The organism is Clostridium sp. YIM B02555, from assembly GCF_022320955.1.
Classification (GTDB): Bacteria; Bacillota; Clostridia; order Clostridiales; family Clostridiaceae; genus Clostridium; species Clostridium saccharoperbutylacetonicum.
This window is the reverse complement of the sequence record NZ_JAKJJY010000003.1, coordinates 210,480-227,764: the sequence shown is the minus strand read 5'-3', so window position 1 is coordinate 227,764 and position 17,285 is coordinate 210,480. Positions and strand designations below refer to the sequence as shown.

Sequence of the window (17,285 nt, the reverse complement as noted above, 5' to 3'; positions counted from 1 at the left end):
TTATGAGCGTAATAATTTATATTTTATAATTCAACCTTAGTTCCATAGAATGTGCATTCAAATAATTTTTCCATTGTAGCATCATCTATTTCTCTAGGATTTGAACCTGTACATGCATCTAACACAGCATTATGTGCTATAAATGAAAGATTAGCCTTGAAATCTTCTTCAGTAACTCCATATTCCTTCATTGAACTAGGAATGCTTAATTTTTCATTTAATTTATTTATTCTAGCAATTAATGCATCAGTTAATTCAGCATCATTGTTACCTTCTAATTTTAATGCTCTAGCTATATCAGCATATCTTCCTTCACATTTAGTTCTGTTATATTGAATTACATATGGTAAGAATATTGCATTTGCACATCCATGAGGGATATGGAATACAGCACCTACCTTATGAGCCATTGAGTGAACTATTCCAAGTAAAGCATTTGAGAATGCCATACCAGCTAAACATTGAGCTTCGTGCATTAAGTTTCTAGCTTCTTTATCACCTTCATATGATTTAAATAAATTCTCATTAACCATTTCAATAGCTTTAATTGCTAGTGGATCTGAGAAATTTGATCTTAAAGATGCAGTATATGCTTCAATAGCATGAGTTAACGCATCCATTCCAGTATGAGCTGTTAATGTTTTTGGCATTGTTTGTGCTAATTCTGGATCAATTATAGCTATATCTGGTGTTATGTTAAAATCTGCTAAAGGATACTTAATTTTTTCAGTATAATTTGTTATAACTGAAAATGCAGTTACTTCTGTAGCAGTACCACTTGTAGATGGAATAGCTACAAACTTAGCTTTTTGTCTAAGTTCTGGTAATCCAAACGGAACAATTGCTTGTTCAAAAGTAAAATCAGGGTATTCGTAGAATATCCACATAGCCTTCGCTGCATCAATTGGAGATCCTCCGCCTATAGATACAATCCAGTCAGGTTCGAAATTTCTCATAGCCTCTGCACCCTTCATAACTGTTTCAACTGATGGGTCTGGTTCTACACCTTCAAATAATTCTACTTCCATTCCTGCTTCTTTTAAATAATTTTCAACTTTTTGAAGAAATCCAAATCTTTTCATTGACCCGCCGCCAACTACAACAAATGCCTTCTTTCCTTTCAAAGTTTTAAGTACTTCAAGAGCTCCTTCTCCATGATATAAATCTCTTGGTAACGTAAAACGTGCCATAAACTATTCCTCCTAAAATTAATCAGTCATTTTTTATCCTCGTAAATATATATAGCAACTTCCATGCCAACTTGTTATTTATTTATCAAATTTATCCTGATTTTTTACAATAATACTTTATCAAAAGTATATTTTCGGAGCTTTTTCACTAAGAAACAAGGATTTCAGCCTATTTACAAGAGCTTACTCAAATAGCTTTATACCGTCTATTATAAATAAAATTAATATTTTTTATAATTGCTCTCCAATATATTTTACACTTTAATAAAATTTAAATATATTTTTAACAAACAAGTGTCCTAAAATAATACATATTATAAAAAATGTGTGTATTATTTTAGGACACCGTATGATTTTAGGACATTTCAATATTATATTTTTTAATCTTCAAATATAAAGTATTTCTACTAATACCTAACGCTTTAGCTGCCTGTGTCATATTATTATTGTACACATGTATAGCTTTGCGAATAACTCCCACTTCTAACTCCTCTAAATTAAAAACTTCTTCATTATTTATTATATCTTTAGCATAGAAATTTTCTTCAATTAATACCTTCTCTTGCTTTAAGGCTTCTGAATCATTTTTATTTAAACTTTCCCATTCTTCCCATAAATCAAAGGATAATCTTCCATCCAAATTAACTATATTTTCAATATAATTTTCTAATTGCCTTATGTTTCCTGGCCAATTATAAGAAATCAAATCATTATATAATTTTTCATCAATCTTTGGTATTGTTTTATTTAAACTGAACGATTTTATTCGCAGAAAATAATCTATAAGCATTTTTACATCACCTTTTCTTTCCCTCAAAGGTGGTAATGTAATTGGTATTACACATAATCTATAATACAAGTCTTCTCTAAAGGTACCCTTTTTAACTTCATTTTTTAAATTTTTATTAGTAGCTGCTATCACCCTCACATCAATTGGAATTTCCTTACTTCCCCCTAGCCTTGTTACTCTTCCATTTTGAAGGACTCTTAATAATTTTACTTGAGCATCTAATGGCATTTCTCCAATTTCATCTAAAAATAAAGTTCCACCACTTGCAATTTCAAATTTTCCAGGATTACCACCTTTTTTTGCACCAGTAAAAGTTCCATCCTCATATCCAAATAATTCACTTTCTATAATATTAGCTGGTATTGCGCCACAATTAATTGCAATAAATTTATTTGCTCTTCTTAAACTATAATTATGCATAGCTTGAGCTAATATTTCCTTACCTGTTCCACTTTCACCTTGAATTAAAACTGTTGAAGGGCTATTAGATATAATCTTGGAATTTATGATTACATTAGCAATAGCTGCACTTTCTCCAATAATATCATTAAAGGTAAAATACGCTCCAGTATCATTCTTAGGATCTTTTTCTTCTTTTTCAGTGCTTATGGTTACAACCATTCCAACAATGCTTTCTTTATGCTTTATTTCTTTAAAAATCAACTTTATTTTATGATTACTATTATGCTTAAATTTTATTTCTTTTATAACAGCATTATTACCATCATTTAATTCATCTATTATATTTCCTAAGTCAGGTAAAATATAATCAATTTGTTCATTTATAAGTAAATGTTTATCTTTATCAAAAATCTCTGCTCCAAGCTCATTAATATTGACTATTTTTCCATCTTTACCTATAATCATAATCCCTTTATCTACATTATCTATTACGCTTTCCATATAATTGTAGGTTTGATTTAAAATATCACATACTTCCTTTTTATCCATTTCATTTTCAATTGCTTTTACGCCAAATACAACTAGTCCTAAAGTATGTGGATGCTTCATATTGCTTCTTCCTGTTAAATTTAAAGTACCAATAATTTCTCTTTTCGTATTATGTATAGGTGCAGCTGAACAAGTTAATTTATGAAAACCTTCTATGTAATGCTCTGTTGCAGTTATCTGAATACATCTATCCTCAGAAATTGCTGTTCCCATAGCATTAGTACCGATATTTTGTTCATCCATATAGGCACCAACATTTAAATTATCAACACCAAGCTTACTGTTGTTCTCTTCTGCTCCTTTAATATATAAAATACATCCATCTTTATCTGTTAATACTATAATAAATTCATTGTCCATTACTGCAGAAAATACCATATCAATATATATTTTTGATATTTCTATTAATTCCTTATTTTCACTTAATTTATTTTCCAGCTCTTCTCCAACAAGAATTTTATTAGAATAATTGGATTGTTTAATAACACCATAACTTTCACTTCTCTTATGAGAATTTTCAATCACTTCTCTTTTATTATCCATAAAGAAGCTTCCTCCTCTTTTGATACGCAATAAATATCACACTGTAGAAACACTAATCGCAGCAACTTTATCCTTTAACATCTTCTAAAATAATTTTAAGTAATTCATCTTTATCTCTAATATCCTCTTTAATAACCCTATCTGCCTGCTTCATTTTTATCTTTTCAAAATATTTTCTAACTAATCGTCCATTTCCAAAATTCTTATCTTTGTTATCATATAGTTTTTCAAAAATAGCTACCACTTCAATTTTTGCTTCTTCTGAAAGCATATAACTTTCTTTTTTACATAACCCATCAAATATTTCCATTAATTCCTTAGCATCGTAATCAGAAAATTCCACTGTAAACTTAACTCTGCTTTCCATACCTGGATTTAAATTTATTAATTCCTTCATTTCCTTGGTATAACCAGCCATTATTACTACAAGCTTATCTCTACTATCTTCCATTTCTTTTATTAAAGTTGCTATTGCTTCTTTACCAAAATCATTGCCTGTAGTTCCATTTAAGCTATAAGCTTCGTCTATGAATAGTATTCCGCCATAAGCTTCTTTTATTTTATTTAGGGTTTTAGGTGCAGTTTGTCCAACATATTCTCCAACTAAATCTGAACGAGTCACTTCAACCATATGTCCCTTCTTTAAAACTCCTATAGCTTTTAATATTTTACCAATAATTCTTGCAACAGTTGTTTTTCCTGTACCAGGATTACCTGTAAATATCATATTTAATGAAATATCTTGAGATTCAATACCCATCTCTTTTTTTCTATGTTGAAGTTCTAGCGTATTTACTATTCCTTTAACAATATTTTTTACATCCTTTAAACCAACTAAGTTATCTAATTCATCTTGTAATTCGATTATTTTATCTCGAGCATTAAATTCTAAGTCTATTCCAAAATCCTCAGAAGTTAGTGTTACCAACTCTTCTTTAGATACTTCACTGTCTCCAATTCTAAAAGCTTTTTCCCTTATTGCTGATTCTAATATATTTCTCGCAACTCTTGCATTTGCAAAATTCTCATCAACTTTCTCTATTTTTATTTTTTCAAGAAAAGCCTTTTCTCCTTCTTCATCAAGTTTGTAATAATCTTCATTGGCCATACTTTTTGCAATTTCAACAAGTTCAAAGTCCTTATAATCTTCAAATTCAATATCTAAATTAATTCTACTCTTAAGTCCAGGATTCAATTTCATTAAGTTTCTCATTTCTTTTGTGTAACCGGCTAAAATAACAGTAAATTTATCTCGATTATCTTCCATAGCCTTAATTAAAACTTCTATAGCTTCTGCACCATAATCATTACTTCCTTCTCCGCCCTTAGCTAAAGAATATGCTTCATCTATAAACAGAATTCCTCCCATAGCTTTATCAATTGCCTTTTTAGTAAGCTTGGCAGTTTCTCCTATATATCTCCCAACAATAGTGCTTCTATCAACTTCTATCAATTGACCTTTTTCTAAAATTCCTAAATAATAAAATATATCCCCTATTAATCTGGCTACAGTTGTCTTTCCTGTTCCCGGATTACCTAAAAAAGCAAAATGATAACATTGATTAATATTTTTCTCAATGCCTAACACATTTGCTCTATTATTTTCATATTTAATAAGCTGAACAATTCTCTTTATTTCATTCTTAACGTTATCTAATCCAATTAATGCTTCAAGTTTTTCTAAAGCTTCTTCTAAAGAACTAGAATTTCTATCATCCTCACTTTTAATTTTTCCTTTATTAGAATCAATAGCTTGACTAATTTCTTTTGAATTTACTTCTTCAACCTTACTTATATTTTCATTATTATCCGTATCATTAGATTTAACTAAATCTTCATTTTTTAGACCCATATCCATAATGTCATCAATAGATGATTTTACTTTACTTTCATTTATTAGATATTCTTCACTTTTATCATCATTACCTGAACTTAACTCTTGCTCTTGATTTAATCTAGCTTTACTTAACATAACTTTTTCATATATTTTTGAAACATATTTTGTTGCTTTTTGAGAAATATATGAATCAGTATTTTCAATAATGCAACGCTTACACTCTTTTAAACACTCAAAATATTCACCATTTATATATAAATATTTAATTATATCAAAGTCAAGCTCGTTATCATTACCAAGTTCCCTAGCTTTATTAAGAATTTCTAAAACTTCTCTTTCATCTTCTCCTCTGGCAATATAGCATCTACTTAACAATCTTATGGCTTGAAAGTTTTCATCATCAATATCAACTGCTAAAGATGAATATTGCATAGCTTCTTCATAATTATGCCTATATAGTTCTATCTTACCTAGAGTTATAATAGCATTCAAATTATAATTATCAAGTTCATATGCTTTTTTTGCATAATTATATGCACTTTCAAAATCATTTATTTCAAAAAAACAGCAACCAATTAAACCTAAATACTTATTGTTATTTTCGTCATAATATATAGCTGTTTTTAAACAATCTGTAGCTTTTAAGTATTCTTTACAATTATAATATGTCAAGGCTAGTAAATAATGAAGTCCGGGATGATCTGTAAAACACTTTATTGCCTCTCTCAAAATCGTAGTTGATTTAGAATATAAGCAGTTATTATTGTATTGCTGAATTTCATTTTGAAATCGATAAAATTGTGACCTATCGTGTAGATTTGTAAATTCCATATTCCCTCCTCCCGAAGCCTTTACCGCTTATTATAATTATAATTTCTACTTTCCACAAAATTATATCATAACTACTTATTTTTTCATATTATATCCTTTACAAGTTATATAAAATATTTACAAATAATAATCGATTTATGTATAAAAAAAAAGCATAAAAATTATTTTTTAAACCTCTTGTAATAAACTTAAGTTTATTACGATTATAAAAAACATTTTCTATGTCTTTCCTTTTGTTTCCAAGATAATGTTGATTTTCATTTATTATATAAATACAATGAATTAATTGAGGGGAATCTAAAGAATTCATATTAAGTATCCTGTTAATAAACGCCCTATAAAATCAACATTATCTTTTCCTATAACTGCTCTATATATTAAACCCTTAGCAATTATATACAAATTTTAATTTGTTTTTCTCTCTCTATTAACTATTATATAGCATTATAAAAATAAGTATATTATACCAAAGTATAATATTTATAATTTTTTTCCTTATGTAAACGATATTATGTGTATATTTTTCACTTTTATCTAATAAAAAAATTAAAAATATTTTTTTTATACAGTTTTAGCTTCATATTTTAAATGATTTGTGTCATTTAATCCAATTAATGCCGGCATCATTTCATCATTAAAAACAACAGTGTTAATACATGTATTTCCTAATGCCATTTTATGGTACATAGTCATATCCCATTCAAATATTCCTATAAGTCCAGCTTTAATAATCCCTCCATGAGCAACAATAGCAATCTTATTCCCTTTATGTTTTTCTACAATATCCAAAATACATTTTGTAGCCCTATTTGCTGCATTATGAATACTAGAATCTCCACCGCAAATAAAACTTTCTTTTTTATCTGTTCTCCAAGCTTTAAAAACTTCTGGATATTTTTCTCTTATTTCGTGTATAGTCATTCCTTCCCATTCTCCAAAATTAATTTCTCTTATTTCTGGAGCAATAATTACTTCTTTATTTGTGTTTTCTGCAACTATTTTTGCTGTTTCAAATGCTCTAATAAGTGGGCTTGCATATATATAATCAAAATCTCCATTAATTCTTTCTTTTAGTACACCAGCTTGTCTAATACCTTCTTTAGAAAGTTCTATATCTGTACACCCTTGAAATTTCCCTAAGGTATTCCACTCTGTTTCTCCATGTCTAATTAATAATACTGTTGTTTTCATATGTTACCTCTTTCTTTTACATTGATATGTTATTAAATAAATCTGTACTATATTTTTGTATATCTAGTAAGTTTACCATATTATATTTTTCTTTAATACCTTTAAAATATTCAGCAATTGAATTTTTATCTATTATGTTATTAGAATTATCATCATCAAAAGCATTCTTATACATTACATTCGCTCTGGTTAATATCCAAGGTGCCTCATTTTGAGTCATTTGAGTCAATATTTTTCCACTATAGCAGCCATAAAATTTAATTATGCTTTCAACCACATTTCGCTCCACATCATCAATTTTTAATTTTCTATTTTCTAATATATCTTGATTTGTTTCTTCAAAGCCAATTTTATTATACCTATCCCATATACTTTTATATATTGGACCATTTGCACCTGCTTCACAATCTTCTGTAAAGATAAATTTATCCGTAAAAATATAATAAAAGCCTTGAACGTAATATAGTAATTTATAAAGCATTGAAGGGGTAAAATCCTCACATCTAATCAATAGATATTTAATAACTGCATCCATTTTTTCTTCTGAAATATTATTATTTAAAATTTCTTTTACAGCTTGTCTACTTATATTATAAGCCACAGCATTTATCCTATCTTTATTTGTTTGTAATATAATTGAGTAATAATTAGGATTGCTATATATTTTTTCAAGAATATCACTATGAGAATTTGCTGGTATATCTCCTTCTAAATATCTGTTTACAGAGTCAATTCCCCATCCTAATAGCAAAGATAACGTCCGTTCATCAATGCAATACTTCGCTATAATTCGTTTTATAATATTAACAGATACAATATTATGCTTTTTCTTATATTCTTCTTGCAAAAGCTTTAAATTGTAATCATATATTTCAGTCACAAAAATTTCATTTCCGCATTCAATACAAATAGTCTCATTAGCTTTATAAATTATTTCTTCTTCATTTAATATAGATACTTTATCAACTTTTTCTATTTTATATTCATTTTCTTTCATGCAATATTCACAGAAAGATTTTTTCATGAAAATCCTCCTCCTTTAATCTTGAAGCACTTAATCTTGTTTAAATAGAAAAGAACTTGCCTTATTTCTTTTATGTAACGAGACTAACACTCTATATTCCTGAAATTCATCCCATATTACATTAAATTTCATGTAAATATATATTAGTTCTCTTTTATCTTCAATATTATATAATTCTTTTTGCCTACAAAAAACGTAAAGATCATTTTGTTCAATTCCATTCTTCATATTTTGTACACCATAGCAAAAATCCTTATAATCTAAATCACATAAAATACTTATTCGTTTCTTTTCATTTATATTATATTCCTCAATAAATTGAAGATTTTCCATTTTATTTTCGTCTAAAGATATAGTATATTTATTTTCTCTGACACATTCTTTTATAATTTCTACCAAATTTTTAATCTGTTCTTCAGTATAATCTTTTAATATCACAGTTCCTCACCACCTATCATTTATAATGGCTTCCAATAATATAACAAAAGATTATCATTTTAAACTATTTGTGTCAATAAAAGCCAACAGCAATGCTATTGTTGTCCAATAGACAAATGAAATCAAACAGATTTTTATTACACAGGACTATTAACATATAATTAAAACTTTTAAGCCTCTGCTTTATAAAAATATATTTGATTTCTAATATATTTTATTATACTATCCATTAACCTTCTTGAGGTGGATATTCTTTTTGTATAGATTCTGCTTTTTGTTCTGCTACTAAATCATCTAGATGCACAGTAATAATTTCTTGAATTGCTTCATTATTAGTTTTATAAGCTTTAGTTCTTATTTTATTAGTATATACACCTTTCATTCCATCATTATATATATTTCTTATAGCATCTAAAACATATGGATTTTCACCTTTAAATTTATTAACATCATAGCCTTCCATTGCACTCCATATAGCTATTTGTGTAGCAAAATATGCTTCATTTTCATCACTTAAATTTAATTCTGCAGGAGATCTATTAGGGTATCCAGCCGCTACAACATTTCCGATATTCTTACTAAGGTCTCCAATTGAAGAAAAACTTTGACCAGATGGATAGTTTTTATTAATTTCTAAGCAATATACAATATTTTTGCTTCCCTCAATACTTATTTTTCTTGCGTTAAGATCATAACCATTATACTGAACAGTTCCTATAATCTGCTTACCAGTTATTACTTTAAAATTTGGTGTTGCATCTGCACCTATGATCATACTCATAAATAATGTTAAAATCATAAAGTAATTTATTTTTCTTAAATATTTATTTATTTTCATTACACTTTCCTCCTATTTATTATCTTAGGAGTAGTTTTTGTTTAAATTATCTTATATATTCATAAATTGAATATAAATCTACGATTTGAACTAAAAGGTAATGCATCACAAAAAAATTAAGGATATGGAACCATCTTTCCATATCCTTAATTTTAATTAAAGTTTATATAATTATTCTTTTTCATTCATTATTCCAAGTTTATCAAATATCATAAAGCTTATGCTTAATACCATAGCTACTAACGTTGCTAATCCCATTCCCTTAATTTCAGTACTTCCAAAAGTCAATTTTATTCCACTTAAACCTATAACAAATATTATTGAGGTTAAAATTAAATTTCTTGACTTAGAAAAATCAACTTTTCCTTCAATAAAAGTTCTAAGTCCTGAGGTTGCTATTGATCCAAACAATAACAAACTAACTCCTCCTATAACAGGAGTTGGGATTGTACTTATAATCGCTGACATCTTCCCTGAAAAACCTAATATTATTGAAATTAATCCAGCACCGCAAATTACATATACGCTATAAACTTTAGTTAAGGCTAACACTCCAATATTTTCTCCATAAGTTGTTGTTGGTACCGAACCAAACATTCCAGAAATTATTGTTGATAATCCATCTCCAAGTAGTGATCTATGAAGCCCTGGATCTTTTGTTAAATCTTTACCTACAATGCTGCTTGTAACCTTTAAGTGACCTACATGTTCAGCTATTACAACAAAGGTTGCAGGTAAAATCGTCAAAATAGCATTTATATCAAAATGTGCAACTTTTATATTAGGTAATAAAAAGAAGCTTGCGTTGCTTACTGTGCTAAAATCTATTAATCCCATAGATAAGGATACAATATAACCTACTACAACTCCAATTAATATAGGTATAAGTTTTAAAAAGCCTCTTAATAAAACATTACATAATATTACTGTTACTAGAGTTATAGAAGATACTATTACCCAACTAACATTTAAGGTTTGAGTATTACTTCCTCCTACTGGGAAACCTGCCATATCTGCTGCTGTACTTGCTAATTCTAAACCAATTATAGTTATGATTGCACCCATAGCTGCTGGTGGAAATAATTTATCAACCCATCCTATACCAGTATATCCAACAATTATTGCTATGATTGAAAATACTACTCCTGCTGCTACAAAACCACCTTGTATTGTTTCAAAATTATAACCTTGACTATATAATAATAATACCGGCGAAATAAACGCAAAACTTGAACCTAAATAAGCTGGAATTTTTTTCTTAGTGAGAAATGCATATAGTAATGTACCTATACCATTAAAAAATAAGACAGTTGTTGGATCAATTTTAAAAATAAGTGGAACTAAAACCGATGATCCAAACATTGCAAATAGATGTTGAAAACTTAGAGGAATTGCCCTCTTTAAAGATATTTTTTCTGTCACGTCCACAAAATCGTTTGTGTTTTCGTATAATTCATTAGTTGTCATATTTATCCTCCTTCTTAGCTTCTCTGAACTAAATTAAAAGTACGCTCTTGATAACTTAACATAATGACATGCACTTTGTCAAGTTATTAAAATCCCCTCAAACTATTTTATAACAAATTATTCTATGATATTATTATATATAAGAGTAAATCATTATCACTTTAATATTTACAACCAGTGAGTTTTAAATTATATTTTAACTTATGATATTAAGAGGTGTTGCTAATGGAATTCGTCGATATAAATACTTTAAAAGAAAATGAAATAGTTAAATTTATCACGCCTGAAAAGACCTTAGTAGACGGGATTATAAAAAAAATCTCAAGTGATTGCTTAGGCATAACAATTAATTCTAGACAAGATTCATACTTAATCTTATCTAAGGACCAACCTGTAAAAATAATATTAATAAATAAGCATCAAGCAATTAAATGCTCCTCTGTTGTACTTGCCTGCACTCAAAATGATCATGAACAAGTTGTATTAATAAGTAAACCTCAAGTTTTATTTGGTATTGAAAGAAGAGAATATGAAAGACTTCCTATTGTTATGGATATAGAATATTCACTACTTCCAGCTGAAGTAAATTATGAAAAGTTAAATGCTGTCGAGCCAAAATACCTCAGATCCTTAAAAAAATCATACACTGTAAATATCAGTGCTGGCGGAGTGTATTTTGTACTTCCAAAAATTGAATCAGATAGTAAATTAGCAATTATTTCTTTAAATATAAAAAGCGAAAATATAATTTCCCTTTGTGAACAAATTAGACTTGATCACACTGATGATACTAAACATCAAAGGGCTGCCTATAAATTTAATGACATAAAAACAAATCACAGACAATTAATTTTAGATTTTGTTTCAGAAAAATTGAAAGATAGTGCTGAATTTAAGTAGTTTTTATAAAAATTAAAATCCTTCTATATTACTGATATAATAGATTATCAATAATACAGAAGGATTATTTTATTCTTTGGGAATTTATAGTGCAGTAAAATCTGTGGATAATATATAAAAAAGACTATTTAACTGAGTTGTGTATAAGAAAAGAATAAAAAACAAATCATATTCGCCTGCCAGTTTTTTCTCACATACGTTCGAAAAGGCAGATGCGTAAAAAAAATCTTCGGCTCCACAGTCGCCTGCGATTTTTTTATACTTTAAATTTTTGTATCATAGCAGTAAGTCTCTGAGCTAATTCTGCCTGACTTTGAGCTGATTTTGCTACATCATTAATGGCAATAGTTATTTCATTAACACTACTAGCTATTTCTTGAGAACCTGCAGCTGATTCTTCTGCTGTAGCAGAAACACTCTGTATTGCAGAGCTTATTTGTTCAACTACATCATTCATTTGCTTTGAAGAAAACGAAATTTCTTGTGTAATCTTATTAACAAATTCCGAATCATTTTCATACTGAATTCCTGTGTTATGAAGAAATTCATAGTTTGGTTTTACATTATTCTCCATAAATTTAAGTACATCTTCTCCACTTAGCGAAAGTTTAGTAACTGCAAATTGTACTTGATTAACCAATTCCTGAATATTAGCAACAGCTCCAGAAGATTGCTCTGCAAGCTTTCTTACTTCATCTGCAACTACAGCAAAGCCCTTACCTTGTTCACCTGCTCTTGCAGCCTCAATTGCAGCATTTAACGCAAGTAAATTAGTTTGTTCTGCTATATCTCCAATAGAATCAGCCATAATTTTTATCTCTTCTACTACCTTAGCTTCTTCAATCGCAGTCAAAATGTTAGTACGATTTTCTAGGTATATAATATTACTTTCATCTATATTTTTTGAAGCTTTATTTTTAATGTCAAGTGCACGTTTTTTAATCTCTCCAACTGAAACCTCTGCATCACTAGCTCTATTTGCAAGCCTACTAGTATTAGCGTTTATTTCCTCTGTCGATGCATTTACTTCTTCAGTAGTTGCACTTAAGTCTTGAACCCCTTTAGATATTTGCTCTATAGATTCGTTTACCACTTCCATCTTTGATGAAACCTCTTCAGTCATTGCGGATAGTTCCTCACTAGTTGAACTTATGTCACTTGCACTATTAATTATTTCACTAATTAGATCTTTTATGTTTAGATTAGCTTTGTTTAATGCTTTAGCCATATTCCCAATTTCTTCATTTGTGTCAATATTAATTATTTGAGTCAGATCTCCATCTCCAAGTGCTTCAGCAAAATTTAACACTTTTTTTAATTGCCTTGAAATCCAAAGTGATATTAAAGCACCTAAAATAATTGAAATAATTAATATTAAAGAAGTTATAATAATTATTTTATATAAAGAATTATTATAGGTTACATTATTATCTTTATTAGCTTTATCTGCTTGATTTACATTAATTTCTATTAATTCACTTAAGTCATCATATATTTTTGATCTGATTTTTGTTAAATTAGAATAATATCCATCTGCTTCGTCATATTTATTGTCATTTACAAGTTTAATAACTACATCATAACTGCTTTTATATGCCTGTACATCCTCCTTAAGTCTACCAAAAGCCGGTTTCTCCTCATCTGACAATATTGTTTTTTCATAATTTGACATTATACTAATAGTTTCATTATAAAATTTATCTATTTCTTTCTCCAGTTGCTCATTTTGATTGTTTATATTTCTCTGATAGTTTAACTTCAATAGGTCGCTACGAATATCTCCTAAATTACTCTTTAAATTGGATAATTGCTTTATTGATTCGAAATTATAATCGTGCATAGAATTTGAATTCTCTTTAATTGTTTTCATATTAAAAATACCAATACCACCTACTATTACTATAAAGATCGATACTAAGATAAATGAAAAAATCAGTTTTTGTGCAGTCTTTAAATTTTCAAACAGTTTCAAAATAACTCCCCCTCAAAGTATTTAATAATTTTTAACTTTGTCACATTTTCTATTCAATCCTTTATCATGCCTCCATTAGGAAGCATTTCATCTATTGGTGGGACTCCATTTTTTTGTTTGTACTCTTTCCTTTTGCACTCTTCTTGTTTCTCGCTTATGCAATACATTGCTACAAAGCCATTTACTGCAAGAGCTTTTGATTCACCGTATTTTTTCACGAATCCACATTTTTCCAGGTTCTGACAATCACTCATAATCATTCCCTCCCTATAATCTACATTAATATATATATATACAATTAATTCTTCACATATTAATTAATTCCTTTAAAAAATAAAATAAAATCCCATAAAAAGCGCCTTCATTAAAACAAATTTTTACAAAAAAGAACCTAATAAAATTTATATCATTTCATTAGGTTCCATTTATAATGCCAATAACAAATATGTAAAATAAATTATTCAATAATTATTTTTTTATATATACTATTTGACCATTTATTACTTTGTAATTTTCATATCCATACTGAACTTCTACATCTTTTCCAATAACTACAATGCCATATTTTTTCTCTAATTCATCTTGTTTTGCTGAAGCATCTAGTATTGAATATGATTTGACTCCATCAACACATTTTACTATTTTACCAGTTGCTTTTTCGTAGAATACTGTTATTTTGTAATCTTTTATAATAGTTTTACCAGAGTTCAACATTGAAATATCATTCTGCTTGTTTTCAACCCATGCACCATCTATTCCAAGAATGTAACCATCAACAACCATGTTCTTAACCACATATCCATTTTTATCAAAATAATACCAGTTGTCGTCTATTTGTTTCCAACCTAGAGCCCAACTATTCCCTTCTGCATACCAATACCCATGACTATCACTTCTCCATTCTGCATTTATCCCCATTGGTAACATTAATATAGTCAGTGTAGATGTTATCAAGATAGCTAGTAACTTTTTTTCATAATTATTATTCCCCGCTTTCATTAGTATAATATACCTCATTATACAAAACATAGCATGATTATGTAAATAATAAAAAACATACGTCAATAGATTTTAAAAATTAATCAGTCATTTTTATTTCTACCTAATATTAAATTGAAGTTTAATTATTTGATGCGCACTTGCAAAACTCCATCTAAGATTTCAGTATCTAATATTATGCTCAGTCTATTCTTCATGAAAAATAACTTATGACCATGTAAATTATACAACATTATTTCCACTTCTTCTACTTTATACTTGTTTATGCAAATTAGTACATATAATACATCCCCCATTCCAATTGTGTAGCAACATAAAAAGATACCTACATTTCTGCAAGTATCTTTTATAAACTTTATATTTAATTATCTTTTCAAACAATCATTTTATGCTATTACAGTTGAAGGTATTTTAATTGTTACTGTTCCTCCAGGTAGTATATCTCCAACATTAACTATAATGTTTTTAGATGTTGAACTTGAATCAACTGTTCCTTGAGTAGTTGTTACTCCATTAACATTAAAATCTATATGATTTGGCGCTGGATCCTTAACCACTACTGCTTTAGCTGTCTTTGTCCCAGTATTAGTAATTACAAGGGTATACGTGAAATTATCTCCTATCCATACGTCTTTTACATCTGCTGTTTTTACTAAACTCAATTTAGTGTCAGATGATCCATGAAATATAATCGTAACCTCTCCACCAGGATTATTGGTATTGGTACCTTTGGCATGAGCAATATTAGTTATATACTCTGTATCTATTGGTTGAGGATTTGGATCTGTTCCTTTTGGTATTACAGTCACAACACATTTAGCAGTTAATCCATCAGCAGTTGTCGCTATTATAGTACAAGTTCCTTCTTTTGCCGCAGTTACTTTACCAGCTGAATCTACTGTTGCTACTGAAGAATCACTTGATTTCCATGTTACTTGTGCTCCTGCTGGAGTTGTTGTTGCTATTAAAGTTTCTGAATCATCTATTATTAAATTTGTAGTTGATTTATTTAGTGATATTGACTCTTGCTCTGCTTTTTTAGTTACAGTTACTATACATATCGCAGTTAAACCATCAGAAGTAGTAGCTGCTATAGTTGCTTGTCCTTCTTTTATCGCTGTAACTTTACCATTTGAATCTACTGTTGCAATTGATTCATTACTTGATTTCCATGTTACACCTACACCTGCTGGTGTTGTTGTTGCAGTTAATTGTTCTGAAGCATCTTCTGTTAATATCATTGTTGATTTATTTAATAATATAGATTCTTTATTACCAGTCCAAGTTCCCCATGCAAACTGTCCACCATAAAGTCCCATATTAGCTACTGTTCCATCTGGATTTTTTCCTGTACCTTCATTTTGCCAACGACCTGAATCTGAAGTTAATTTAAATTTATCATCATAAGTCACATTACTTACACAAGTATCATTAGTCGCTATCTTTGCCTTAAATGCACAATTTACATAATTAATAGTACTATTATATTTAATACCTTGTTTAATTATTAGACAGTTATAAAAATTAGAACTAGTTACACTTACGTTAGTATAATATGAATTTTCTTCAAATATACAATTATATAAATTAAGACTTGCTATGCTAGCAAATATTTCACCATAAGTAGCAGTACTTGAATTAGATAAATAAACATTATATATATTTATAGATCCATTACTTATACTGCTAGTTATTTTAGAGCCATATTTTAAATAATCACCTATAATAGTGACACTTTTACTAGCAAGATTAATAGGATTAGTTGTTTCTTTAGTAGTACCTTTTAAAAATATAGCAGAACCTTTAGCACTGCACACTTCTAAAGCCCTTTTGATTGTACTATATGGATATTTTTCATTTCCAAGACCTGTAATGTCATCTCCATTTTGTGGATCTACATAAATAACTTTATCGAAACTTATAGTTGTATCATTAATGCGTACTGTGGTAGCGTAGCTGACTGACAACACATGGCTGACTGCAAACGCATTAGTGAAATTTCCAAACATAATAGCAAAAGCAATTATAAACATTACACTAAACTTTTTAAAATAATTTTTCATTTATCAGTTCTCCTATTTATTCATTAAATTATGAACATGTTCATCAATTATTTTAATCTCATAATTAGTTAAATCCAACAAAAATCGTAATACAAATTCTGCCATTTTTCCAAATTAAAGATATAGTCTATCTAGAAGCAATGTATGCGTCAGATATGAACAAGAAAAAAGACTATTGAAAGTCCTTAATCATGCTTATAATTTTTATTTAATTATTATGCTCATTCTTCCTAGTATGCACCAATATTAAA

Annotated in this window: 13 protein-coding genes; 1 reads left to right on the top strand and 12 read right to left on the bottom strand. The window is 28.4% G+C overall.

The window, feature by feature from the left end:
• Window positions 1-23: 23 nt before the first annotated feature.
• The 8 genes from L3B98_RS06675 to uraA all read right to left on the bottom strand — a co-directional run bounded on the left by L3B98_RS06675 (window position 24) and on the right by uraA (window position 11,100).
• Window positions 24-1,190 carry an iron-containing alcohol dehydrogenase gene (locus tag L3B98_RS06675; RefSeq protein WP_077362873.1) on the bottom strand — a complete coding sequence of 389 codons (1,167 nt, stop codon included), beginning with the start codon at window positions 1,188-1,190 and terminating at the stop codon, window positions 24-26.
• A gap of 355 nt (window positions 1,191-1,545) precedes the next feature.
• Complete coding sequence (locus L3B98_RS06670) at window positions 1,546-3,474, bottom strand: sigma 54-interacting transcriptional regulator (protein ID WP_238916035.1); 1,929 nt, start codon at window positions 3,472-3,474, stop codon at window positions 1,546-1,548.
• 67 nt (window positions 3,475-3,541) lie between these two features.
• Window positions 3,542-6,142: an AAA family ATPase gene (locus L3B98_RS06665; RefSeq protein ID WP_238916034.1), complete on the bottom strand. Its 2,601-nt coding sequence runs from the start codon at window positions 6,140-6,142 to the stop codon at window positions 3,542-3,544.
• A gap of 561 nt (window positions 6,143-6,703) precedes the next feature.
• Complete coding sequence (locus tag L3B98_RS06660; RefSeq protein WP_015392861.1) at window positions 6,704-7,333, bottom strand: histidine phosphatase family protein; 630 nt, start codon at window positions 7,331-7,333, stop codon at window positions 6,704-6,706.
• 16 nt (window positions 7,334-7,349) lie between these two features.
• On the bottom strand, window positions 7,350-8,357 hold the full coding sequence (locus L3B98_RS06655; protein ID WP_238916033.1) for a type II toxin-antitoxin system antitoxin SocA domain-containing protein: 1,008 nt from the start codon (window positions 8,355-8,357) through the stop codon (window positions 7,350-7,352).
• 30 nt (window positions 8,358-8,387) lie between these two features.
• Window positions 8,388-8,795 (bottom strand): hypothetical protein, encoded by a 408-nt coding sequence (locus tag L3B98_RS06650; RefSeq protein ID WP_015392859.1) that lies wholly within the window; start codon window positions 8,793-8,795, stop codon window positions 8,388-8,390.
• Between the two features lie 229 nt (window positions 8,796-9,024).
• Window positions 9,025-9,633 (bottom strand): thioester domain-containing protein, encoded by a 609-nt coding sequence (locus L3B98_RS06645; RefSeq protein ID WP_077362867.1) that lies wholly within the window; start codon window positions 9,631-9,633, stop codon window positions 9,025-9,027.
• Between the two features lie 171 nt (window positions 9,634-9,804).
• Entirely contained in the window at window positions 9,805-11,100 is a 1,296-nt protein-coding gene (gene uraA, locus L3B98_RS06640) for a uracil permease (protein WP_238916032.1), read from the bottom strand.
• Window positions 11,101-11,325: 225 nt separating this feature from the next.
• Here uraA and L3B98_RS06635 point away from each other — a divergent pair, with 225 nt between their 5' ends.
• Window positions 11,326-12,000, top strand: coding sequence for a pilus assembly protein PilZ (locus L3B98_RS06635; protein WP_238916031.1), 675 nt, complete (start codon window positions 11,326-11,328; stop codon window positions 11,998-12,000).
• A gap of 256 nt (window positions 12,001-12,256) precedes the next feature.
• On the opposite strand, the gene L3B98_RS06630 is transcribed toward L3B98_RS06635, so the two are convergent.
• The 4 genes from L3B98_RS06630 to L3B98_RS06615 form a co-directional block, all read right to left on the bottom strand.
• Complete coding sequence (locus L3B98_RS06630; RefSeq protein ID WP_238916030.1) at window positions 12,257-13,972, bottom strand: methyl-accepting chemotaxis protein; 1,716 nt, start codon at window positions 13,970-13,972, stop codon at window positions 12,257-12,259.
• Window positions 13,973-14,025: 53 nt separating this feature from the next.
• The gene (locus L3B98_RS06625; RefSeq protein ID WP_238916029.1) at window positions 14,026-14,226 is read right to left on the bottom strand and encodes a hypothetical protein; all 201 of its coding nucleotides are present in this window, start codon (window positions 14,224-14,226) and stop codon (window positions 14,026-14,028) included.
• Window positions 14,227-14,440: 214 nt separating this feature from the next.
• Window positions 14,441-14,971, bottom strand: coding sequence for a hypothetical protein (locus L3B98_RS06620; protein ID WP_238916028.1), 531 nt, complete (start codon window positions 14,969-14,971; stop codon window positions 14,441-14,443).
• 386 nt (window positions 14,972-15,357) lie between these two features.
• On the bottom strand, window positions 15,358-17,034 hold the full coding sequence (locus L3B98_RS06615) for an Ig-like domain-containing protein (RefSeq protein WP_238916027.1): 1,677 nt from the start codon (window positions 17,032-17,034) through the stop codon (window positions 15,358-15,360).
• Between the last annotated feature and the right edge of the window lie 251 nt (window positions 17,035-17,285).